This window comes from Kitasatospora sp. NBC_00315, from assembly GCF_041435095.1.
GTDB lineage: Bacteria > Actinomycetota > Actinomycetes > Streptomycetales > Streptomycetaceae > Kitasatospora.
The window spans coordinates 1,532,472-1,555,803 of record NZ_CP108025.1 but is presented as its reverse complement, the minus strand read 5'-3'; the positions used below and the strand labels follow the sequence as shown (position 1 = coordinate 1,555,803).

Sequence of the window (23,332 nt, the reverse complement as noted above, 5' to 3'; positions counted from 1 at the left end):
CGGGCGCGCGCGGGCGGCCCGGCCGGGTGGCGTGCTGCCGCCCGGCCGGGCCGCCTGTCAGGTGTGCCCGGTCAGCGCCCCGCGACGGCGTGCACGAAGCGCGCCCCGTCGATGGTGCCGAGCCCGGTGGCCAGGTCGTAGCCCTTGGCCGCCTGGTAGCCGGTGACGGTGTCCCAGGAGTTGTCACCGGCCGTCACGTCGACGATGCCGCTGAACTGCGAGGGGGCCAGTGCGAGCCCGTACAGCCGCCAGTTCAGCTGGCCGAGCCGGTGGCCCGCCAACTGCGCCGCCAGGGCGACCACGCCGGAGAAGATCGGGGTGGCCTCGCTGGTGCCGCCGGTGAGGTGCCAGCCGACCCGGGTCGGGTCGTAGGACTCGTACGTCCAGGCGGCCCCGTCGACGGCCGCGCTCATGCTGATGTCGGGGGTGCCGCGGTGGTTGCCCGTCACCTTGGCCACGCCCGTCTGGTACCACGGGCGGTCGAAGACGCCCGAGGTGCCGCCGCCGCCGGCGCCGTACGCGTCGTGCCAGACCTGGTCGGGGGCGGTACGGCCGCCGCTGTCGTCCAGGGTCAGCTGGGTGCCGCCGACCGAGGTCACCAGCGGGTCGGAGGAGGGCCACGAGTTGACCTTGTACGGGTACAGGTTCTCGCCGTCGGCCTGGTAGTCGGTGGCGCCCGCGTCGCCGGAGGCGGCCAGCACGGTGACGTTGTGCGCGGCGGCCTCCTGGAAGGCGTACCGGAGGTCGGTGAGGGAGCGGAAGTCGCCCTTGTCGTACCCGGGGAAGGTGTTCTCGGTGGCGCCGAAGCTCTGCGAGATGACGTCGGCCCGGCCCGCCCTGATCTGGGCCCGCTCGGCGTCCATCATCTCGGGCAGGCCGGTGACGCCCTCGGTCTCGGCGACACCGGTCTCGACCAGGACGATGTGCGCGTCCGGCGCGACGGCGTGGGCGTACTCGACGTCGAGGGTGGTCTCGCCGGCCCAGCCGGTGTGGTCGGCGTTGGTGGGGTCGAAGACCGGGACATTGCCCCACTTGACCACCTCGACCTGGGTGTCGGGGATGCCCCACTGCTGGTCGAAGACCTCCAGGTCGTGCTGGATGGTCGGGGAGCCGAAGGAGTCGACGATGACGATCGTCCGGCCCTTGCCGGTGATGCCCTGCCGGTAGAGCGGGTCGAGGTTGTAGGCGGTGCGGTACTGGAGCGGCGAGTAGCAGTGGATGCCGATCTCGGTGACGCACTGCGAGGTCGGCAGTGGTGCGACCCGCGAGGCGGTGCTGATGTGGCCGGCGGAGGCCGGGCGCAGGTGGACGACCGGTGGCCGGTGCCCGGCGGCGGTGACCGCGGCCGAACCGAGGCTGCCCGTGCTCAGGGCGGTGGCCCCGACTGCGAGCAGCGCGAGGGCGCGGACGGAGGCGGAGCGGCGGGTGCCCGCGGTGGCGGGGGAGGTGCCCATGGAACTCCTTGGGACGGAGGGCCGGCCTGCTGGGGTCGGTCCGGTCATCCCATCGATCAGCACATGATCACGCCATAGTCATTTCGCACTGCTGACATGACTGTCTCAGGCCACCGGACAAGGTAAAGGCTGGCCCCTGGTTCGGTAATGGACCACCGGGGCCAGCCGGATGAGTGATGGTCAGATCATCCGATCGAGATGATCAGGGCCAGGTCAGCGGGCTCCGCCGTTGACGTACAGCGTCTGCCCGCTGACGTAGGAGGCCTCCTCGCTGGCCAGGAACGCCACCACCGAGGCGATCTCCTCGGCCCGACCGACCCGGCGCAGCGGCGTGCGGGCCGAGACCTCGGCCTGGTGGTCCTCGGGCGTGGCGCCGACCCGCTCGGCGGTGGCGGCCGTCATCGAGGTGGCGATGTAGCCCGGCGCGACCGCGTTGACGTTGATGTTGTACGGGCCCAGCTCGATCGCCAGGGTGGCCGTCAGGCCCTGGATCCCGGCCTTCGCGGCGGCGTAGTTCGCCTGGCCCCGGGCGCCCAGCGCCGATCGCGAGCTGAGCGAGACGATCTTGCCGTACAGCTGTTCGACCATGTACGACTGTGCGGCCTGCGCGCAGTTGAACGCACTGGTCAGATTGACCGACAGGACGGCGTCCCAGTCGTCCTTGGGCATCTTGAAGAAGAGGTTGTCGCGGGTGATCCCGGCGTTGTTCACCAGGATGTGCAGCCCGCCCAGATCCGCCACCACCTGGGCGAACACCGCCGCCACGGCTCCGTGGTCGGCCACGTCGCAGCCGTACGCCCGTGCGGTGCCGCCCAGGGCGGTGATCGACCCGACGGTCGCCACGCACCGCTCGGCGGTCAGGTCGATCACGGCGACCGCCGCGCCCTCCTCGGCCAGCCGCACCGCGGTGGCCGCCCCGATGCCCTGGGCCGCGCCGGTGACCACGGCGACCTTTCCTGCGAACCTGCTCATGTCCTGGCTCTCCCTCAGACGGATTCGACGAGTACGGCGGTGCCCTGGCCGACGCCCACGCACATGGTCGCCAGGCCGCGCCGCGCGCCCGTGCGGCGCATCCGGTGCAGCAGGGTGGTGAGGATGCGGGCGCCCGATCCGCCCAGCGGGTGGCCGAGCGCGATCGCCCCGCCGGAGGGGTTGACCAGCTCCGGGTCGAAGCCCAGTTGGTCCACGCAGGCCAGTGCCTGCGCCGCGAAGGCCTCGTTGAACTCGGCCTCCTGGACGTCCTCGACCCGCCAGCCGAGCCGCCCGAGGACCTTGCGGGTGGCCGGCACCGGGCCGATGCCCATCACGTCCGGGTGCACCCCGGCGGAGGCGCCGGCGGCATAGCGCCCGAGCGGCACCAGGCCGAGGTCCTTCAGCGCCTCCTCGCCGACCAGCAGCAGGGCCGCCGCGCCGTCGTTCATCGGGGAGGCGTTGCCGGCGGTGACCGTCCCGCCCTCCCGGAAGACCGGCTTGAGCCTGGCGAGCCGCTCCAGCGAGGTGTCCTCCCGGATGCTCTCGTCCTGGCCGACCGTCACCCCGTCCGGGCGCAGCACGGGCAGCAGCTCCGCGTCGAAGTGGCCGTCCTTGCGGGCGGCGGCGGCGAGCCGGTGGCTGCGCAGCGCGAAGGCGTCCTGCCGCTCCCGGCCGATGCCGTACCGGCTCGCGACCTCCTCGGCCGTCTCGCCCATACCCAGCACACCGTGCAGCTCGTGCATCCGGGGGTTGGTGATCCGCCAGCCGAGCCGGGTGTCGTGGGTCTCCATCCGGTGCGGCAGGGCCTCGTCCGGGCGGGGCAGCACGAACGGCGCCCGGCTCATCGACTCGCAGCCTCCGGCCACCACGATCTCCGCCTCGCCCGAGCCGATCGCCCGGGCCGCGGTGGTGACGGCCTCCAGGCCGGAGGCGCAGAGCCGGTTGACGGTGGCGCCGGGCACGCTGTCGGGCAGCCCGGCGAGCAGGACGGCCATCCGGGCGGCATTGCGGTTGTCCTCGCCGGACTGGTTCGCGGCGCCCCAGTAGACGTCGTCGATCCTGGCCGGATCCAGCCCGGGGACGTCGTCGAGCAGTCCGCGCAGCACGGCTGCCGAGAGGTCGTCGGGGCGGACGGTGGACAACGCGCCGCGCAACCGCCCGATGGGGGTGCGGCGGGCAGCGGCGAAGTAGACGGGACGCACGTCGGCGGGCTCCTCGGTCATCGTGATCGTTCCGACCGTCAGCCTGCCAGACGGGCCGTCAGAACGCGGTGCAGTGGGGAAAATCAGGAGCGGGCGGCCGCGGCCGGCGCGCTCAGAACGCGTTGACGCCGGTGAGCGAGCGGCCGATCAGCAGCTTGTGGATCTGACTGGTGCCCTCGTACAGGGTCATCACCCGGGCGTCGCGCAGGTACTTGCCGACCGGGTACTCGTCGATGTAGCCGTAGCCGCCGAAGACCTGGAGCGCGTTGTTGGCGGCCCGCACCGCCGCCTCGCTCGCGAAGAGCTTGGCGACCGAGGACTCGGTGGCGAACGGCAGTCCGCGCTCGATGTGGTCGGCCACCCGCCAGGTGAGCAGCCGGGCGGCGTCGAGATCCACCGCGATGTCCGAGATCAGCTCCTGCACCAGCTGGTGCGAGGCGATCGGGCGGCCGAACTGCTCGCGCTCGCCGGCGTACCGGACGGCCGCGTCCAGGCAGGCCCGGGCGATGCCGACGCAGCCGGCCGCGACCGACATCCGACCCTTGGCCAGTGCGGCCATCGCCACGCCGAAGCCCTTGCCCTCGGCGCCGAGACGGGCGCCGTCCGGTACCCGGACGGCGTCGAGGGTGAGCTCCGCGGTCGCCTGGCCGCGCAGGCCGAGCTTGCCGCGGATCTCGGTGCGGCCGAATCCGGGCAGGTCGGTCGGGACGAGGAAGGCCGTGATCCCCCGGTGGCCGGCGTGCTCGGGGCCCTCGCCGCCGGTGCGGGCGAAGACCAGCGCGACGTCGGCCCAGGTGCCGTTGGTGATGAACATCTTCGAGCCGGTGATCAGCCAGTCGTCGCCGTCCCGCACCGCGCTGGTGGCCAGGTTGGCGGCGTCCGACCCGGTGCCGGGTTCGGTGAGGGCGAAGCACCCGAGCGCCTCGCCGGAGGTGAGCCGGGGCAGCCAGTGCCGCTTCTGCTCCTCGGTGCCGTAGCCGTCGACGGACTTGGCGACCAGCCCCAGCGTGACCGAGACGATGCCGCGCACGGCCGAATCCCCCCGGCCCAGCTCCTCCAGGACCAGGCAGTACGCGAGGTGGTCGCCACCGCTGCCGCCGTACTCCTCGGGGATGGTCAGGCCCAGGAAGCCGACCCCGGCGAGCTTGCGCACGATCGCGCGGTCGACCGACTCGGCGCGGTCCCAGGCGGTGGCGTACGGGGCGATCTCGCGGTCGGTGAAGTCGGCGGCAAGCTCGCGGACGGCGGCCTGCTCCTCGGTGAGCTCCAGGTTCACGCGGTGTCCATCCGTTAAACTAGCGGTGCAAGTTTTTGGACTCTAACCCGCTCGGGCCGGTCTGGGAAGGGGGGCCTGCGAGAATGGGCGCCGGAGACCACCCGACCGGAGGAAGCGACGATGGCCCGTCCGCGCACGCCACTGCTCAGCCGCGACCGGATCGTCACCGCCGCGCTCGGGCTCGCCGACGCGGAGGGCCTGGAGGCACTCTCCACCCGCCGGCTGGCCACCGAACTGTCCGTCAGCGGCCCCTCCCTCTACAACCACTTCGCCACCAAGGACGACCTGCTGGACGCCGTGGTGGACACCGTGATGGGCGAGGTCGACCTCGCGATGTTCGACGCGCCGGACGACTGGCGGGCGGCGCTCGCCGACTGGGCCCGCTCCTACCGGGCCGCGCTCGCCGCCCACCCCAACATCGTCCCCGTCCTCGCCCAGGGCCCCGGGCGCCGGCCCAACGCGCTACGGCTGGCCGACGCCGTCTTCGGCTGCCTGGTCGACGCGGGCTGGCCCCGCGGCCAGGCCACCCGGATCGGCGCGCTGATGCGCTACTTCGTCACCGGCTCGGCGCTGGCCTCCTTCGCGGCCGGCTTCTCCGGGGACGCCGGGCTGTACGCCGACGGATACCCGCACCTCGGCGAGGCCCACCTGCTCTCCGAGCACCGCGGCTCGATCGACGAGGGCGCCTTCGAGACCGGGCTGGAGGCCCTCCTCGACGGCCTGGAACTGCGCTACGCGCGGACCGTGGGCCCCTCGCACCCCGCCGGTCACCAGGGCTCGCGGGCCACGAACGCCGGCCGCAGCGAAGGGTCCACCGGGTCGTAGTACCGGTGGTAGACGGGAGTGAGGCCGCCGGAGACGGGCGGCACGATCCAGCTCCAGTCCGCCGGGGTCGGCCGCCCCTGCCGCTTCTCCTGCGCGACGTGCTTGAGGAACCGCTGTGATTCGGTGTGGTGGTCGGCCATCGTCACCCCGGCCTCCTGGAACGAGTGCAGCACCGCCACGTTCAGCTCCACCAGCGCGCGGTCGCGCCAGAGCGTGCGCTCCGAGGAGGTGTCCAGCCCGAGCCGCCCGGCGACCTCGGCCAGCAGGTTGTAGCGGTCCGCGTCGGCCAGGTTGCGGGCACCGATCTCGGTGCCCATGTACCAGCCGTTGAACGGCGCCGTCGGGTAGCGCACCCCGCCGATCTCCAACGTCATGTCGCTGATCGCGGGCACCGCGTACCAGCGCAGCGCCAGCTCCGCGAACCACCCGTGCTCCGGGTGCGTCAGATCCACCTCCAGCGCGGCGTCGTCCGGCACCTCGTACCACCTGGGTGCGGCGCCCGCCCGCTCCTGCACCAGCAGCGGCAGCACCTCGAACGGCTCCTCGCCGCACTTCCAGCCCAGGTCACGGGCCCGGGCCGCCAGCTGCACGCCGGCCGGATCGCCCGTCCAGCCGCCGCCCGGCGCCGGATACCCCGCGTACCGGACCAACTGCTGGTTGACGATCCGCGGCGCCGGCCGGCCGGGCCGGTCGGGGGCGAACACCGACACCATCGGGCGGATCCGGCCGCCGTTGGTGGCCAGCCGCAGATGTTCGAAGCACTGCTCCGCGACGTCGTCGGCCGAGGAGAGATGGCGCAGGTCGCGCACCACCAGGCTGCGCCAGTACAGCCGGCCGATGCAGCGGGCGGCGTTGCGCCACGCCAGCTTGGCACCGAAGGCGAGCTCCTCGGCGGTGTGCTCGTACGTACCGGTGCGGTCGATCTCGTCCATGACCTGGCGCAGCCGGGGGCGGTGGCCGAGGCCGCCGGGCCGCTCCAGGTGGAACCGGCGGACGAAGTCGGCGGCCAGCTCGGGATCGGTGAACCCCGCCGCGGTCGGCGCCGGAACGGTCGACCGCACCGGTGCCGGTGGTCGCACCGGGGCCGTCCCGGACGCGTACGGCGCCGCGTACGGCTGCGGAGCGGTGTGACCGTACGGGCAGCTGGCGGCCGGTACGGGTGGTGCGGGTCTGCGGGTGCGGAGCCGGTTGAAGATCAAGAATCATCCCTCCCGGCTCCAGGAGTACCGGATGTGTGTGCCCGGCCGCAGAGAGTGAACGAATCGGCCCCTGCACCCGGGCGCCAGGCGCTAGGGTGCAGGGGCTCGGGTCGCCGCCCGGCCGCCCGGGTGCCGCTCGGGGCGGCTTCGGCCCGCCCGTCCGCGCGCTGCCCGCCGGGTCAGCCCATGGTGGGTCAGCCCATGTCCTCCAGGCGGACGCCCTTCGTCTCCTTCATGAACCGGGCCACGAAGAACACCGACCCGGCCGCGCAGAGCGCGTAGATCAGGTACGTCGCGGAGAGGCTCCAGCGGGCCATCGACGGGAAGGACACGGTGATCGCCCAGTTGGCGATCCACTGGGCCGAGGCGGCCACCGAGAGGGCGGCGGCCCGGATCCGGTTGGGGAACATCTCGCCGAGCATCACCCAGACGACCACGCCCCAGGACATCGCGAAGAACAGCACGAACGCGTTGGCGGCGATCAGTGCGACGGTGCCCTGCAGATCGGGGAGCGCGACGTCGTCGCCGCTGCCGGTGGCGGAGGAGAACGCCCAGGCGCAGGCGCCCAGGGCGACGGCCATGCCGGTGGAGCCGATCAGCGCGAGCGGCTTGCGGCCGATCCGGTCGACCAGCAGGATCGCGACCACCGTGCCGATGATGTTGATGACCGAGCTGGAGAAGCTGATCAGCAGCGAGTTGCTCTGGTCGATGCCGACCGACTGCCAGAGGATCGACGAGTAGTAGAAGATCACGTTGATGCCGACCAGCTGCTGGAAGACCGACAGGCCGATGCCCGTCCAGACGATCGGCAGCAGGCCGAAGCGGCCGCCCAGCAGGTCCTTGAAGCGGGGGCGGTGGTCGGAGGCGATGAGCCCCCGGATCTCGGCGATCCGGGCGTCGGTGCCGGCGGCCGGGCCCTCGATGTCCCTGAGCACGCTGCGGGCCTCGTCCAGCCGGCCGGCCGAGATCAGGAAGCGCGGGGACTCGGGGATCAGCGAGGACAGCACGAAGTAGACGACGGCGGGCACGACGCAGACGCCGAGCATCCACTGCCAGGCCTCCAGGCCGAGCAGGTGCCCGCGGGTGTCTCCGCCGGCGGCGTCCGTCATCACCCAGTTGACCAGCTGGGACACGGCGATGCCGAGCACGATGGCGGCCTGCTGGAACGAGGCCAGCCGCCCCCGGTACCGGGTGGGCGCGACCTCGGCGATGTAGGTCGGCGCGATCACCGACGCGATGCCGATGGCCGCACCGCCCAGGACCCGCCACAGGGCGAGGTCCCAGGCGGCGAACGGCATCATCGATCCGACGGCGCTGACCCCGAACAGCACGGCGCCGGCCTTCATCACCCTGATCCGCCCGTACCGGTCGGCGAAGCGGCCGGCCAGGGCCGCTCCGACCGCCGAGCCGAGCAGCGCGGAGGAGACGATCAGCCCGGTCACGCCGTCGCCGACGCCGAACCTGTCCTGGATGCCGGAGACCGCGCCGTTGATGACGGAGCTGTCGTAGCCGAACAGGAACCCGCCGAGTGCGGCGGCCGCGGCGATGAAGACCACGAAGCCGAGGCGTTCGGGGGCCGGGGCGGGGGCCCCGGGGGCGTGGTCGACCGGAGTCGACGACTGGGTGACGCGCACGGAATCCTTCTTCCGCGGCTCAACTGTGAGCCTGCATAGCATGAACGCCCTGCGGCCGGGTTGCCGCAACGCGCGTTCAAGATATGTTCGTACGAATCGATAGAGCAAGCTCAAAGCTGCAGGAATGCGGCAATCTATCGTTCAGAAGATGAACATAAGCACTCGCTAGAGCGGCTCCGCCAGGGAAAGGCCGAAGCGGCCGGCCTCGTCGGTCCACCACTGCGAGAGGCGGAACCCGGCCGCCGTCAGCTCCTCGGCCACCCGCTCCCGGCGGAACTTCGCGGACACCTCCGTACGCAGCTCCTCGCCGGCCTCGAACTGCACCAGCAGGTCCAGCGCGGGGATCTTCACGGTCTGCGGACCGCGCGAGCGCAGCCGCATCTCGATCCACTCCTGATCGGCGTCCCAGAGCGCGACGTGATCGAACTGCGCCGGGTCGAAGTCGGCCCCCAGCTCCCGGTTGAGGACACTGAGCACGTTCTTGTCGAACTCCGCGGTCACCCCGGCGCTGTCGTCGTACGCGGCGACCAGCACGGCCGGGTCCTTCACCAGGTCGGTGCCCAGCAGCAGGAAGTCACCGGGCTCGACCATGCCGCGCAGCGTGCGCAGGAACTCGGCCCGCTCGGGGGGCAGCAGGTTCCCGAGCGTCCCGCCGAGGAAGGCCACCAGCCGGGGGCCGCCGTCCGGCGGCAGGCCGGGGCCGGCGGTGAAGTCGGACAGCACCGCGCGCACCGCCAGGCCCGGGTAGTCGGCCGCCAGCGCCTGCCCGGCCGCCGTCAGCGCGCTCTCGCTCACGTCCACCGGCACGTAGGTCTCCAACGTGCCCTGCCCGCGCAGCGCGTCGAGCAGCAGCCGGGTCTTCTCGGAGGAGCCGGAGCCCAGCTCGACCAGCGTCCGGGCCCCGGTGGCCGCCGCGATCGCGGTGGCCCGCGCGGTGAGGATGGCCCGCTCGGCCCGGGTCGGGTAGTACTCCGGCAGTCGGGTGATCTCCTCGAAGAGTTCACTGCCCCGGGCGTCGTAGAACCACTTCGGCGGCAGCCACTTGGGTTCGGAGCCCAGGCCGGTGCGCACGTCGTGGCGCAGCGCGCGGTCGAAGTGGTCCGCGGGCAGCAGGCGGGTGAGGTCGAAGGTGGGCACGGCGGCTCGTCCTTTCGAGGGTGGGAACTGACCGGGTGGGTCAGAGCGGGCGTACGGTGACGCCCTCGACGGTCGCCAGCAGGAGGGACCGGTCGGGGACCGGCACCCACTCGGGGCCGTCGTCGGCGGGCTCCGAGGCGACCAGGACCTGGTCACCCGGGCGGGAGCGGTGGAAGAGCGTGTCGCCGTAGGTGGTCGCGGCGATGGAGCTGCCGTCGGTCAGCAGCAGGTTGAGCCGGGCCTCGGTGCAGGCGGCGACGTCCGCCACCGCGGCGGCGAGGGCCTCACCGAGGCCGGCGCCGGCGCGCAGCCGGTGCAGCACCAGGGCCCAGACCAGCGCGGAGTCGCTGCGCGCCTCCAGGGAGAGCAGTTCGGCGGGCGGCAGCAGCGCGGCGACCGCGTCGAGCTTGTCGGGCCAGCCCCGCACCGCGCCGTTGTGGCTGAACAGCCACGGCCCGGCCGCGAAGGGCGCGGCGGCGGCCTCGCCGGGCGCGCAGCCCTCGGTGGCCGAGCGGACGGCGGCGAGCAGCGCCCGGGTGCGGACCACCCGGGCGAGGTCGGCGAAGGACGGATCGGCCCAGATCGGTCCGGCCCGCCGGTAGCGCGCGGGGACGAGGTCGCCCTCCGCGTACCAGCCGACGCCGAAGCCGTCCGCGTTCACCGTGCCGTACCGCTGCAGCCTGGGCGCCCAGGACTGCCGGTACAGGCCGGCCGGCGGATCGCAGACCAGCTCGCGCAGGGCCAGCGGCTCGCCGAGATAGGCGAGATGGCGGCACATCAGGACCACCCGGGCCCGGTCCGGCCGCGCATCAGCCGCGCTCCGGGTCGCGTGCCGTCCGGAAGCCGGCGAAGATCTGCCGCCGGATCGGATAGTCCCAGTTGCGGAACGTGCCGCGGCAGGCGACCGGCGCCACGGCGAAGCAGCCGCCCCGCAGCACCTTGTACTCGGGGCCGAAGAACACCTCCGAGTACTCCTTGTACGGCCAGGCCCGGAAGCCCGGGTACGGGCGCAGGTCGCTCGCCGTCCACTCCCAGACGTCGCCCATCAGCTGGCGGACCCCGTAGGGCGAGGCGCCGGCCGGATAACTGCCCGCGGCGGCCGGCCGCAGGTGGCGCTGGCCGAGGTTGGCGTGCTCCGGCCCCGGGTCCCCGTCGCCCCAGGGGTAGCGGCGGGAGCGGCCGGAGACCGGGTCGTGGCGCGCCGCCTTCTCCCACTCGGCCTCGGTCGGCAGCCGGCGTCCGGCCCAGCGGGCGTACGCGTCCGCCTCGTACCAGCTGACGTGCAGCACCGGTTCGTCCTCGGGGACGGGCTCGGTGACGCCGAAACGCCGGCGCAGCCACTGGCCGCCCTCCCGGCTCCAGAAGAGCGGGGCGGTCAGGTCGGCCCGGATCCGGTGCTCCCAGCCCGCGGGCGTCCACCAGCGCTCGTCCCGGTAGCCGCCGTCCTCGATGAACCGCTGGTAGGCGCCGTTGCGGACCGGCGTGGTGTCCAGCAGGAAGTCGTCCAACTCGATCCGGTGGGCGGGGCGTTCGTTGTCCAGTGCCCAGGGTTCGGTGTCGGTTCCCATGGTGAAGGGGCCGGCGGGGATCAGGATCTCGGCGGGCAGCGCGTCGGCGTCGGCCGGGGCCGGCGGGGGCGCCGGGGCGGTCAGTGCGGCCGGTCCGCTACGGAGCTGATGGGTGATCAGCATGGTCTCGTCGTGCTGCTGTTCGTGCTGGGCGATCATTCCGAAGGCGAATCCGCCGGACAGCAGCGGGTCGCCCTCCATCGGGCTGGCGTCGAGCAGGTCCAGCACCCGGCCGCGCACCTCCCGCGCGTAGGCGCGGGCCTCGTGCGGGGGGAGCAGGGGCAGGGTGGGCCGCTCGGCGCGGGGGTGTTCGAAGGCGTCGTAGAGCGGGTCGATCTCGGGGCGCATCGGGTCGCGGCCTCCGATGTTGCGCAGCAGCCAGAGCTCCTCCTGGTTGCCGATGTGCGCGAGATCCCAGACCAGCGGGGACATCAGGGGCGAGTGCTGGGCGGTGAGATCCGGGTCCTCGACACAGTCGGTCAGGGCGGCGGTCCGCTCGCGGGCGGCCAGCAGCTCGGCGGCGATCCGCTCGCGCAGCCCGCCGGCGCCCGTGCCGGTGCCCGTGCCGGTGCCCGTGCCGGTGCCCGTGCTGGTGCCGGTGCCCGTGCTGGTGCCGGCGCCCGGGCTCGTCTCGGCGCCGCCGTCGGCGGGGCCCGGGTCGTGGTTCGTGGCCGTGTGGTTCAGCACGATGCACCCTCCGGGGGTGAGAGCCTTCCGCCGGAGCGGAGCGCGTCCAGCTGGTCGTCCGCCGGGCATCGGCCCCGGGCGGGGTATCGGTCGGCGAACTCGGCCACCGCCGCCCGCAGATGGTCGGCGCCCGGGGTCCGGGCCAGCGCCGCGTCGGCGGCGGCGAAGCAGGCCAGGGTGGCCCGGCGAAGGTGCGGATCGCCGACGGCCTGGGTGGCCGCGCGCTGCCAGACCGCGCTGCGCGGGGGCAGTGCGTCGCGCTGAGTGCCGGGGCCTTCGAGCGCGCCGAGCGGTTCGAGCGCGGCGAGCGCGGCGTCCGCGGCCACCGGGTCGTCGAACAGGGCGCCGGTGAACGCGGCGGGGACGACCCAGCCGTCCCCCGGCTGGGCGTCGATCATCCGCAGCTCCAGATGGCCGCGCGGGCGGACCGGCGGGAACAGTGTGGTGCGGTGGTAGTCCAGGTCGGCGAGGGTCGGCGGCCGGTCTCCGCCGCCGCGCAGCCAGTCCCGGAAGGTCAGCCCGGTCGGCGCGGTCCAGGGCATGCCGTCCGGCCGCCGGATGCAGAGGACCTCGGCATCGAGCACGTAGGAGGCCCAGGCGGCGCGCGGGTCGCCGTGGTCGGTGGCGGGGGCGAGCGTGCGGCTCGGCTCCATCCGCGACCACACCAGCTGCCGGGTGGACCGGTGGCCGGTGGGCCTGCCGTCCAACAGGGGCGAGTTCGCGAAAGCGGCGACCAGGACGGGACCCAGCAGGTGGGCGAGGCGCCAGCGGTCCCGCAGTGCGTGCGGGCCCTGCTCGGCGCCGGCGTCCACGCAGACCTGGACGGAGGCGGTGCCGGTCATCATGATCCGGCCCCACGGGCCGCCCCGGGCGAAGAAACGTTCCATCGCGAGGTAGCGGGGGTGGTCCAGGACCATCCGGCGGGTGCGGTCCAGCGGATCGGTGCCGGTGCCGGTGAGGCGCAGGCCCTGCGCCGCGAAGGCGGAGCGCAGAACGGCGAGGTCGCGACGGGTGGCCTCCACGCAGGCACCGAGGCTGTCTGCGGGCGGGGAGCTGAGCTCGACCTGTCCGCCGGGTTCGAGGGTGACGAGGGACCCCTCGGGAAGGACCGGGGTGTTCGCGCTCGGGCCGATCACCGCGGGGTCCGCCGGGGTGTTCGCCCGGATGTTCGCCGCCCGGCCGTCGGGCGCCGGGCCGACGGGTGCCCGGCCCTCCGGTGCCCGCTCGTCGGGATGCGGTGGCAGGGACGCGATGGCCGCCGTGACGCGCTCGGGCGCGACCGGTAGGCCCGGACATCGGTCGTCGTGGACGAACCACTCGACCTCCACCCCGACCAGCCGGGGCGGTCCGATCTTGAAACAGACTCCCGCCACGTGGCTCTCGGCCATGGATTCCGTCAGCGGAGTGACCGCCTGCGGCCGCTGTGGGAGCTGCTGCGCCGTCCGCTTGGCGGGCGCGTGATTCGGGGACACCGGTATCACCGGACTCACCATCCTCGGGATCTCGATTGCGGCCCGGTCTTCCTGCCCAGTCTGCTACGGGGCATGCGGATCTGCCGCGCAAATATCCGGTGAACGGGTGTTCAAGCAGGTCAGATGGGGTTTAACGAGCACGTTCGGTCACCGTTTCGAGTCGGCCGAGCCGGGCCACCACCTGTTCGAGCAGCGGCGCCGGAACGGCGTAGTTGAGGCGCAGCCGACCCCGGCCGGCCGGGCCGAACGCGGCTCCGTCGGACAGTTCGAGACCGCAGCGTTCGAGCAGCGCGGCCCGGGCGTCCCCGGCGGGCAGGCCCAGGCGGGCGGCGTCCAGCCAGAGCAGGAACGAGGCCTGCGGGACCGCGACCACCGCCTCGCCGAGCACCCCGGTGAGGCGCTCACGTACGGTCACGAGGTGTCGCACCAGTGCGTCCAGCCAGGGGCCGCCGTCGCGCAGCGCGGCCTGCTGGACGGTCTGTTCGAGCAGGCCGCCCTCCCAGAGGCCGAATCCGGCCATCAGCGTGGTCAGCCGGGAGCGGAGCACCGGGTCCGGGACGAGTGCGAAGCAGCTGGGGATGCCGGAGGCGTTGAAGGTCTTGCCCACCGAGTTCAGTGTGACCGTGTGCCGGGCGAGATCCCCGGCGGCGTCCACCGCGACGGGGTGGTGCAGCCCGTGGTCCGGATGCAGCAGATCACCGTGCAGCTCGTCGGCGAGTAGCACGCCACCGGTTCCGCTCGCGGCCGCGATCTCGGCCAGCGCCCGGATCTCCGCCCGCGACCAGAGCCGGCCGGTCGGGTTGTTCGGGCTGCTCAGCACGATCGCCCCGGGCCTCGACCGGGCGAACTCCTCGACCGGCAGGCGGTATCCGTGCTCGTCCGGCGTGAGCGGCAGCTCGCGCAGCGGCAGTCCTGCGGCTCGGCAGATCTCGGCGAAACCGCCCCACTCCGGCGTGGGGAGGACCACCGGCCCGGCGGGGGCGAGCGCCTCCAGCAGCAGCCGGAGCGCCGTGCGGGGGCTGAACGGCAGGAGCAGGACCCAGTCCGGGTCGATGCCGACCCGGTGCCGGGCCCGGTACCAGTCGGCGACCAGTTCGCGCCCGCGCGGGTCGGCGCGGGTGTACCCGTACGCGGGGTGGGCCGCCCGCGCGGCCAGCGCGGCGGCGACGGCGGGCGGGCCCGGGAGGTCCATGTCGGCCAGGCCCAGCGCGATCACCCCGCCCCGGCCCTCGGCCGTGGCCCATTTGGTGCTGTCCGTGCCGGTGCGGTCGAAGGGCTGATCGAACAATTGGTCGAAGGGTTGAGGGGTGGGAGGGGCGGGGGGAGCGGGGGCGGGGGCGGGCCCGGCGGCGGGGGCGCTGGGGTCGGCGGGGTCGGGAACGGGCCGGGCGGCGGGGCCGCCGGCGCGGGCGGCGGTCTGCGATGCGGGATCGAACGCGTCCAACTCGGACCTCCGGGGCAGGGGCGGGGCGGCTCGCTGTCACGCTAACGCGGTCGGCGGTCGGCCGTCGGCGGTCGGCGGTCGGCGGTCGGCGGTCGGGTGCGGCGGGTGCCGGTGGCGGTGGGGTGGTGCCGATGCCCGTGCCCGTGCCAGTGCCGGGTGGCTGTCGCCTCGTCAGTTGTCGCCCCTCATCGGTAATCGGTCATCGGCTATCCGATATCTGAAATCTGTCAGTCGTCAACCGTTGGTCGTCAGTCGCCCGAGGGTCCGCCGCCACTGCCGTCCACCGCTCCCCGCGACGGGATGCAGGCCCGTGCACGGTCGATTCCACGCCGATGCCGTTCGAATACGGCACGTTCGCCCTTCGGTCGTGGGTCGTTCGCCGCTCGGAGCGTCCGGCCTCGCCCTCCGGTCGGCCGGCACGCCCTGTCGTTCGGGCGGCGTGCCCCGCTCCGGCGTCCCGTTCCGTCGGTCCGTCGGGGTCCCTGGGCCGTGCTCGGGACCGCCCTCCGCGGAGCCCGGCGGGACGCTTCGATGCTGCTGGCGCGGTCAACGCCCGGGAGCGCTCCCACGGTTGACGACCCGCTAGGGCCTGCCCGGCCACCCTCTGTCGAATTGTCGAAATCCGTCCAATGCCTTGACGGAGCACTGGTCCCGTGGCTTTATATGCCGAGAGGAACGGGTCGCCCTCCCACTTCGCCCCACGAAGATGGGAGCGCTCCCACTCATTTCCCCCTGGATCCCCCCCCACCCGAAAGGATCCAAGAAGTGTCAGCACAGCTTCTTGCGCGGCTCAGGACAACGGCCGTCGCCGTTGCGCTCAGCGCCACAGCAATCCTCCCGATCGCTGCCGCGGTCCCGGCCCACGCCGCGACCGCCAAGGTCGACAACCCGTATGTCGGCGCCGGCGTCTACGTGAACCCGGAGTGGGCCGCCCACGCCGCCGCCGAGCCCGGTGGCAGCGCGGTCTCGAACCAGCCGACCGCGGTCTGGCTGGACCGGATCGCCGCGATCCAGGGCTCCAGCACCTCGATGGGCCTGCGGGCCCACCTGAACGCCGCCGTGACCCAGGCCGCGGGCAAGCCGTACGTGGTCCAGCTCGTCGTTTACGACCTGCCCGGCCGTGACTGTGCCGCCCTGGCCTCCAACGGCGAGCTCGGCCCGACCGACCTGCCGCGCTACGAGTCCGAGTTCATCGACCCGATCGCCGCGATCCTGGCCGACCCGGCCTACGCGAACCTGCGGATCGTGACGACCATCGAGATCGACTCGCTGCCGAACCTCATCACCAACGCCGGTGGCACCGCGACCGCCACCGCGAACTGCGACACGATGAAGGCCAACGGCAACTACGTCAACGGTGTCGGCTACGCGCTGAACAAGCTCGGTGCCATCTCCAACGTCTACAACTACATCGACGCCGGTCACCACGGCTGGCTGGGCTGGGACTCCAACCTCCAGCCGACGATCGACCTGCTGAAGACGGCGGCCACCTCCTCGGGCAGCACCGTCGCCAACGTGCACGGCTTCATCGTCAACACCGCCAACTACTCGGCGCTGAAGGAGCCCAACTTCACGGTTGACGACGTGGTCGCCGGCCAGCCGATCCGCGCGACCTCCAAGTGGGTCGACTGGAACCGCTACGTCGACGAGCAGTCCTACGCCGTGGCGTTCCGTCAGAAGGCCGTCGCGAGCGGCTTCGACACCAACGTCGGCATGCTGATCGACACCTCCCGCAACGGCTGGGGCGGCGCCAACCGGCCCACCGGCCCCGGCCCGACGACCAGCGGTGACGCCTACGTGAACGGCGGCCGCATCGACCGTCGCTTCCAGGCCGGCAACTGGTGCAACCAGTCCGGTGCCGGTCTCGGCGAGCGCCCGACCGCTGCCCCCGCCGCCGGTATCGACGCCTACGTCTGGGTGAAGCCCCCGGGTGAGTCCGATGGTGCGAGCAAGGCCATCGCGAACGACCAGGGCAAGGGTTTCGACCGCATGTGCGACCCGACCTACACGGGTAACGCACGCAACGGCAACCAGATGTCCGGAGCCCTGCCGGATGCGCCGCTCGCCGGTGACTGGTTCTCCGCGCAGTTCCAGGAGCTGCTGAAGAACGCCTACCCGCCCATCACCACCGGCGGCACCACCGACACCACCGCGCCGACCGCGCCCTCCGCGCTCGCCGCCACCGGCACCACCTCGACGAGCGTCTCGCTCTCCTGGACCGCCTCCACCGACGCTGTGGGCGTCACCGGCTACGACGTCTACCGTGGCGCCACCAAGGTGGGCACCAGCACCTCCACCACCTACACCGACAGCGGTCTGACCGCCTCGACGGCGTACAGCTACACGGTGAAGGCGCACGACGCGGCGGGCAACGTCTCGGCGGCCTCCAACAGCGTCTCGGCCACCACCGCGGCCGGCGGCACCACCGACACCACCGCGCCGACCGCGCCGTCCGGCCTGGTCTCGACCGGCACCACCTCGACGAGCGTCTCGCTCTCCTGGACCGCCTCCACCGACGCTGTGGGCGTCACCGGCTACGACGTCTACCGTGGCGCCACCAAGGTGGGCACCAGCACCTCCACCACCTACACCGACAGCGGTCTGACCGCCTCGACGGCGTACAGCTACTCGGTGAAGGCGCACGACGCGGCGGGCAACGTCTCGGCGGCCTCCAACAGCGTCTCCGTCACCACCGCCGCGACCACCGGCGGCGGCACCGGCAACGCGGGCTGCGCCGCGGTCTACTCCGTCACCAACGACTGGGGCGCCGGCTTCAACGCCAACGTCACCGTCACCAACACCGGCACCACCGCCAGCAGCCACTGGAAGGTGACCTGGAGCTTCGGCGGCAACCAGGTGGTCACCAACCTGTGGAACGGCAACAAGACCCAGACCGGCACCGCCGTCAGCGTCACCGACGCCGGCTACAACGGGGCCCTGGCCGTCGGCGCGAACACGAGCTTCGGCTTCGGCGCCAGCTACAGCGGCACCAACGCCGCGCCGACGCTCACCTGCACCGCGAGCTGACGCACCGGCACTGAGCGTCCGGCCGGCCCTGATCCAGGGGCCGGCCGGACGTGCGTGCGTGCACCGATGGCCGGCGCGCTCACAGGGCCCCGGCCATCGGCCCGCGCGGCTCGGCAGGTCGTCCGGGGCGCGAGCCGGTGGCAGAGCGGTCCGGTGGCAGAACCCGCTGGTGACAGAACGCTCCGCCGTGGAAGCGGGCCCGGGTGGACCCCGCCGAACGGCGTCAGGGCTGCGACGGCTCTCAGGGCTGCGGCGGCTCGGCCAGCGCGAAGGCGGTGTTGACCAGCGCGACATGCGTGAACGCCTGTGGCATGTTGCCAAGTTGGCGCCCGCACACCGGATCCCACTCCTCCGCCAACAGGCCCAGGTCGTTGGCGAGCGCTACCACCCGGGTGAAGAGCTCCCGGGCCTCCTCCCGGCGCCCGGTCGCCAGCAGCGCGTCCGCCAGCCAGAACGAGCAGGCCAGGAAGGCGCCTTCGCCGCCCGGCAGGCCGTCGGGCCAGGTTCCGTCGGGCCAGGTTCCGTCCGGCCAGGTACCGTCCCGCCCCGGCCCCGGCCCCGGCCCCGCGCCGTGTCCGTCGTAACGGCGGACGAAGCCGCCGTGGTCGAGCCCGCTGCGCACCGCGTCCACCGTTCGGAGCACCCGGGGGTCGTCCGGCGGCAGGAAGCCGCTCTTCACCACGAACAGGGTGGCGGCGTCCAACTCCTCTCCGCCGTAGTACTGGACGAACACTCCCCGGCGCGGGTCGTACCCGTTGGCCAGGACGTCGGCGTGCACCGCGTCGCGCATCGCGCGCCAGCGTTCGACGGGGGCCGGCAGTCCGGTGGCCTCGGCCATCCTTACCGCGCGGTCGGCGGCGACCCAGCACATCACCTTCGAGTGGACGAAGTGCCGGCGCCCGTTGCGGATCTCCCAGAGGCCCTCGTCCGGTTCGCGCCAGTGCTGCTCCAGGTAGCCCATCAGCGACCGCAGCAGGCTCCAGACGTGCCGTTCCATCGGGATCCCGGCCAGCAGGGCGAGGTGCAGGGTGTCCACCACCTCGCCGTACACGTCCAGTTGCAGCTGGCCGACGGCGGCGTTGCCGAAGCGCACCGGGCGTGAGCCCTCGTACCCGGGCAGCCAGCCCGCCACCGTCTCGGTGACCACGCGCTCACCGGCCACGCCGTACATGGTCTGCAGATCGCGCGGATCGCCGGCGATGGCCCGCAGCAGCCACTGCCGCCAGGCGGCGGCCTCCTCCCGGAACCCGCCGCGCAGCAGAGCGGCGAGCGTCATGCTGGAGTCGCGCAGCCAGCAGAAGCGGTAGTCCCAGTTGCGTTCACCGCCGATCCGTTCGGGCAGGGCGGCGGTCGGCGCCGCCACGATCCCGCCGGTGGGCGCGTACGCGAGTGCCTTGAGCGTGATCAGCGAGCGCAGCACCGGATCGCGCCACTCGCCGCGGTAGCGGCATCCGGCCGCCCAGGTCCGCCAGGTGTCGAGGGTGTCGAGCAGCGCCTGCTCGGGGTCGATCCGTGCGCTGGTTCGCAGGTGGGAGGGCTGCCAGGTGAGGACGAAGGCGGTCCGCCGGCCGGGGGTGGCGGTGAAGTCGGAGGCGGTGGTGCCGTCGGTCCCGTAGGTGTGCACGCCGGGTGGGACCCGCAGCCAGGCCGAGTCGGGCCCGGCGACGGCGATCCGGTGGTGGTCGGTGCGGCGCACCCAGGGGTCGATCCGGCCGTAGTTGAAGCTCAGCCGCAGCTCGCCGCGCATCTCGACGCTGCCCTCGACGCCCTCCACGATCCGCACCAGCCGGGGGTGGCGTTCGCGCTGCGGCATGAAGTCGGTGACCCGGACCACGCCGGTCGGAGTGTGCCACTCGGAGTCGAGGACGAGGCTGTCGCCCCGGTAGGCCCGGGTGTCGCAGTGCCCTCCGGCGGCCGGGGCCAGCCGCCAGCCGCCGTGCCGGGGCTCACCGAGCAGGGCCGCGAAGCAGCTGGGGGAGTCGAAGCGGGGCAGGCAGAGCCAGTCGACCGAGCCGTCCCGTCCGATCAGGGCGGCGGTCTGCAGGTCGCCGATCAGGGCGTAGTCCTCTATGCGTCCGGTCATGCGGCCCCTCTGGTCAGTTGACCTTCAAGTGCTATTATCCGGCCCTCCGGTGACCTTGCCAGTTCCGGACGATCCACCACGAACTCCACTTGCACGCGCTCGGGGTGCAAGGGATGATCTTGTGTGCATAGTTGTCTCCTCCGATCCGGGACTGAGCCGGGAAACAAGGGGTACCGTCATGCGGCGACCGGACTGGGTACCGGCTGGAACGGACCTCGACAAGCCGAACGCGGCGCGGGTCTACGACTACTACCTGGGCGGATCGCACAACTTCGAGGTCGATCGGCAGATGGCGCGCAAGGCGATGGCGCTCTGGCCCGACCTTCCGATGATCATGCGGTCGAACCGGGCCTTCCTGCGCCGTGCGGTGCAGTACCTCGCCGAGCGCGGTTTCTCCCACTTCCTGGACATCGGCTCGGGCATCCCGACCTTCGGCGCCGTGCACGAGGTGGCGCGGGCGGTCCGTCCGCAGGCCGAGGTGGTCTACATCGACCGTGACCCGGTCGCGGTCGCGCACAGCCGGCTGCTGCTGGAGGCGGATCCGCTGAGCAGCGTCGTCCAGGCGGACCTGCGGGACGCCCCCGACCTGCTGTCCCGCCCCGAGGTGCAGGCGATGCTGGCCGCCGGGGAGCCGATCGCCGTCCTGCTGGTCGCGGTGGTGCACTTCGTCACCGACGAGGAGGACCCGTGGCGCTCGGTGAGGGCCGTCCGGGAGGTTCTGCCGCCCGGCAGCGCGCTGGTGCTGTCGCACGCCTCGCTGGAGGGCCGCCCCGACCAGGCGGAGGACCACCAGGCGCTGTACCGCTCCACACCCACACCGCTGACGATGCGCACCAAGGAGGAGATCGCCTCCTTCTTCGAGGGCTTCGACCTGGTCGACCCCGGGGTGGTCTACCTGCCCGAGTGGCACCCGGAGAACCCGAAGGCCGTGGGTGAGCACCCGGAGCGGATGACCGGCATGGCGGGTGTAGGGCTGCGTCCGTGAGCGACGAGCTGGTGGACGCGGAGGCGGTCCGGTTCCAGGAGGCCTGGGCCGGACTGCTGGCGAGCGGGCACGGCGCGGCCGTTCATCCCGGCATCCTGCACCGCCTGGTCTCACGCACCGCCGGGCTGCTGCACCGCGCCCGCAACGGTGAGCCCTTCGAGGCGGCCTACGCCGAGCAGGCGGGCGCCCTGCTGGTGGACGCCCACTTCACCGACCCGGCGGTGCTGGCCCGCGCCGTCGGCCTGCTGCACGAGCAGCCGGACGAGAACGGGCGCGGCCCGGTGCTCTGCGGGGCCTTCGCGGCCGGCTGGGCCGCCGCCCTGCGGGAGCGGACCCTGCGCGAGCAGGAGGCGATCAGGACCGCCGCGGACAGTGCCCGGCTGGAGGCGGAGAAGGCCCTGAAGGCCTCCGAGGCGCGCTTCCGCGCGTTGTTCGAGAGCGCGGCGATCGGCATCGGCATCGGCGACACCGAGGGCAACATCCTCGCGGTCAACAAGGCCCTCCAGGACATCTTCGGCGCCCGCCCGGAGGACCTCCAGGGCCACAAGGTCAACGAGTTGGTGCATCCCGAGGACACCCCCGGCGTCTGGGAGGCGTACGAGGAGCTGATCTCCGGCAAGCGGGAGTACCTCCAGTTCGACAAGCCCTACTACCGCCGGGACGGCGAGGTGGTCTGGACCCAGCTGACCGTCTCGCTGATCCGGGACGAGGAGGGCGTGCCGCAGTACCAGGTGGCGATGCTGGAGGACATCACCGACCGCTACCGCCTGCAGGAACGGCTGCGCCACCAGGCCACCCACGACTCGCTGACCGGCCTGCCGAACCGGGCGGCCTTCTTCGAGCGGCTGGAGAAGATCTTCGAGGATCCGGAGCCGGGGGCCAGGTTCGGGCTCTGCTACGTCGATCTCGACGGTTTCAAGGTGGTCAACGACAGCCTCGGCCACGAGACCGGCGACCAGCTGCTCACGGCCGTGGCCGAGCGCCTGAAGACCGCGCTGGCCCCGCTCGGTCACCTGGTGGCACGGCTCGGCGGTGACGAGTTCGTGGTGCTGCTGGAGGACTGCCGGGGCGAGCAGGAGGCGGTGGCCGCCGCGAAGACCGTGCTGAGCGCGCTGGACGGTCCGGTGCACATCGGCGACCACCGGCTGGCGGTCGGCGCCAGCGTCGGCGTCCTGGAGCGCCGGGTCGCCACCACCACTCCCGGCGCCGCCGTCCGGGCCGCGGACCTGACGCTCTATCGCGCCAAGGAGGCCGGGCGCGGGCGCTGGACCCTGTTCGACCCCAAGGAGACCGCACGGGCGGTCAGCCGCTACGCGGTCTCGGTCCGGATGCCGGCCGCGCTGGACCGGGGCGAGTTCTTCATCGACTACCAGCCGTTGCACGCGCTCGCGGACGGCTCACTGGCGGCCGTCGAGGCCCTGGTGCGCTGGCGCCACCCGCAGCTGGGCGTGCTCGGCCCGGACGAGTTCGTGGCGACGGCCGAGGAGACCGGCCTGATCATGCCGTTGGGCCGCTGGGTGCTGGAGCAGGCCTGTGGTCAGGCGGCCGACTGGGTACGGCGGTTCGGCGACGCGGCGCCGCAGATGAACGTCAACCTGGCGGTCCGGCAGGCCCGCAGTGCCGGGCTGGTGGCCGACGTCGGACGGATCCTGGGGGCCAGCGGCCTGGACCCGCGCCGCCTGCAGCTGGAGATCACCGAGAGCACCGTGGTCGGGCCCGAGGACGAGGCACTGAAGACCCTGCACAAGCTGGTCGACCTGGGCGTCTCGCTGGCCATCGACGACTTCGGCACCGGCTGGTCCAACCTCGCGTACCTGCGCGACCTGCCGGTCTCCGGGCTGAAGATCGCCGGCTCCTTCGTCGGGGACCTGCACGACCCGCGCAAGGACGAGCCCACGGGGTGGCGGATCGTCAGCGGTCTGGTCTCGCTCGCGCACACCCTGGGCCTGACCGTCACCGCCGAGGGCGTGGAGACCGCGCGCGACGCCGACCGGCTCCGGGCGATCGGCTGCGACTGGGCGCAGGGCTGGCACTTCGGGCGGCCGGTTCGCCCGGGGGAGATCGCCCGAAGGATCGCCGAGGGCGGTGCGGCGCGGTCGGCGCGTTAGCCGGCGCGGTCCGGGCGGTGCGGTCCGTCCGGAGCGGTCCGGAGCGGTCCGGTCGGTCCGGTCGGTCCGGTCCGGCGCGGTCCGGGCGGTGCGGCGCGCCCCGGGCGAGGCGGCGACCGCGCGGTGGGCCGCAGCGGTCCGCGGTGGTCCGCAACGGATCCGGTGCAATATCGGACAATTGCTCCCAAATCTCTTGACTTGTCGAGAGGTTCCTGGGCACGATGAAGCCCTGGCACCGCACCTCGTGCGGAGAGCACAT

At 72.9% G+C, this 23,332-nt stretch carries 16 protein-coding genes; 4 read left to right on the top strand and 12 right to left on the bottom strand.

The window, feature by feature from the left end; translation table 11 throughout:
* Positions 1-71: 71 nt before the first annotated feature.
* From OG823_RS06465 to OG823_RS06450, 4 genes are all read right to left on the bottom strand, one after another.
* On the bottom strand, positions 72-1,454 hold the full coding sequence (locus OG823_RS06465) for a S8 family serine peptidase (protein ID WP_371478248.1): 1,383 nt from the start codon (positions 1,452-1,454) through the stop codon (positions 72-74).
* 213 nt (positions 1,455-1,667) lie between these two features.
* Complete coding sequence (gene fabG, locus OG823_RS06460) at positions 1,668-2,426, bottom strand: 3-oxoacyl-ACP reductase FabG (protein ID WP_371478246.1); 759 nt, start codon at positions 2,424-2,426, stop codon at positions 1,668-1,670.
* 14 nt (positions 2,427-2,440) lie between these two features.
* A complete protein-coding gene (locus tag OG823_RS06455; RefSeq protein ID WP_371484331.1) occupies positions 2,441-3,628 on the bottom strand; it encodes an acetyl-CoA C-acyltransferase in 1,188 nt (395 codons plus the stop codon).
* Positions 3,629-3,740: 112 nt separating this feature from the next.
* Positions 3,741-4,904 carry an acyl-CoA dehydrogenase family protein gene (locus OG823_RS06450; protein ID WP_371478244.1) on the bottom strand — a complete coding sequence of 388 codons (1,164 nt, stop codon included), beginning with the start codon at positions 4,902-4,904 and terminating at the stop codon, positions 3,741-3,743.
* Positions 4,905-5,024: 120 nt separating this feature from the next.
* Here OG823_RS06450 and OG823_RS06445 point away from each other — a divergent pair, with 120 nt between their 5' ends.
* On the top strand, positions 5,025-5,729 hold the full coding sequence (locus OG823_RS06445; RefSeq protein ID WP_371478243.1) for a TetR/AcrR family transcriptional regulator: 705 nt from the start codon (positions 5,025-5,027) through the stop codon (positions 5,727-5,729).
* Here OG823_RS06445 and OG823_RS06440 read toward each other — a convergent pair.
* From OG823_RS06440 to OG823_RS06410, 7 genes are all read right to left on the bottom strand, one after another.
* Complete coding sequence (locus OG823_RS06440; protein ID WP_371478241.1) at positions 5,672-6,790, bottom strand: nitric oxide synthase oxygenase; 1,119 nt, start codon at positions 6,788-6,790, stop codon at positions 5,672-5,674. The genes OG823_RS06445 and OG823_RS06440 overlap by 58 nt on opposite strands.
* Before the next feature lie 332 nt (positions 6,791-7,122).
* Complete coding sequence (locus tag OG823_RS06435; RefSeq protein WP_371478239.1) at positions 7,123-8,562, bottom strand: sugar porter family MFS transporter; 1,440 nt, start codon at positions 8,560-8,562, stop codon at positions 7,123-7,125.
* A gap of 165 nt (positions 8,563-8,727) precedes the next feature.
* Positions 8,728-9,699, bottom strand: coding sequence for an L-histidine N(alpha)-methyltransferase (egtD, locus tag OG823_RS06430; RefSeq protein ID WP_371478237.1), 972 nt, complete (start codon positions 9,697-9,699; stop codon positions 8,728-8,730).
* 40 nt (positions 9,700-9,739) lie between these two features.
* Positions 9,740-10,477, bottom strand: coding sequence for an ergothioneine biosynthesis protein EgtC (egtC, locus tag OG823_RS06425; protein ID WP_371478235.1), 738 nt, complete (start codon positions 10,475-10,477; stop codon positions 9,740-9,742).
* A 31-nt stretch (positions 10,478-10,508) separates the two neighbouring features.
* On the bottom strand, positions 10,509-11,804 hold the full coding sequence (egtB, locus tag OG823_RS06420; RefSeq protein WP_371484329.1) for an ergothioneine biosynthesis protein EgtB: 1,296 nt from the start codon (positions 11,802-11,804) through the stop codon (positions 10,509-10,511).
* A gap of 143 nt (positions 11,805-11,947) precedes the next feature.
* On the bottom strand, positions 11,948-13,426 hold the full coding sequence (gene egtA / locus OG823_RS06415) for an ergothioneine biosynthesis glutamate--cysteine ligase EgtA (protein ID WP_371478234.1): 1,479 nt from the start codon (positions 13,424-13,426) through the stop codon (positions 11,948-11,950).
* Positions 13,427-13,556: 130 nt separating this feature from the next.
* Positions 13,557-14,714 (bottom strand): aminotransferase class I/II-fold pyridoxal phosphate-dependent enzyme, encoded by a 1,158-nt coding sequence (locus OG823_RS06410; protein WP_371478232.1) that lies wholly within the window; start codon positions 14,712-14,714, stop codon positions 13,557-13,559.
* Positions 14,715-15,533: 819 nt separating this feature from the next.
* Between OG823_RS06410 and OG823_RS06405 the strand changes: the two genes are divergently transcribed.
* Complete coding sequence (locus OG823_RS06405) at positions 15,534-17,897, top strand: glycoside hydrolase family 6 protein (protein WP_371478231.1); 2,364 nt, start codon at positions 15,534-15,536, stop codon at positions 17,895-17,897.
* Positions 17,898-18,138: 241 nt separating this feature from the next.
* On the opposite strand, the gene OG823_RS06400 is transcribed toward OG823_RS06405, so the two are convergent.
* Positions 18,139-19,980: a glycoside hydrolase family 15 protein gene (locus OG823_RS06400; protein ID WP_371478229.1), complete on the bottom strand. Its 1,842-nt coding sequence runs from the start codon at positions 19,978-19,980 to the stop codon at positions 18,139-18,141.
* A 178-nt stretch (positions 19,981-20,158) separates the two neighbouring features.
* Between OG823_RS06400 and OG823_RS06395 the strand changes: the two genes are divergently transcribed.
* Positions 20,159-20,965, top strand: coding sequence for an SAM-dependent methyltransferase (locus OG823_RS06395; protein ID WP_371478227.1), 807 nt, complete (start codon positions 20,159-20,161; stop codon positions 20,963-20,965).
* Positions 20,962-23,073 carry a putative bifunctional diguanylate cyclase/phosphodiesterase gene (locus OG823_RS06390; protein WP_371478225.1) on the top strand — a complete coding sequence of 704 codons (2,112 nt, stop codon included), beginning with the start codon at positions 20,962-20,964 and terminating at the stop codon, positions 23,071-23,073. The genes OG823_RS06395 and OG823_RS06390 overlap by 4 nt, the downstream gene beginning before the upstream one ends.
* Positions 23,074-23,332: the final 259 nt, after the last annotated feature.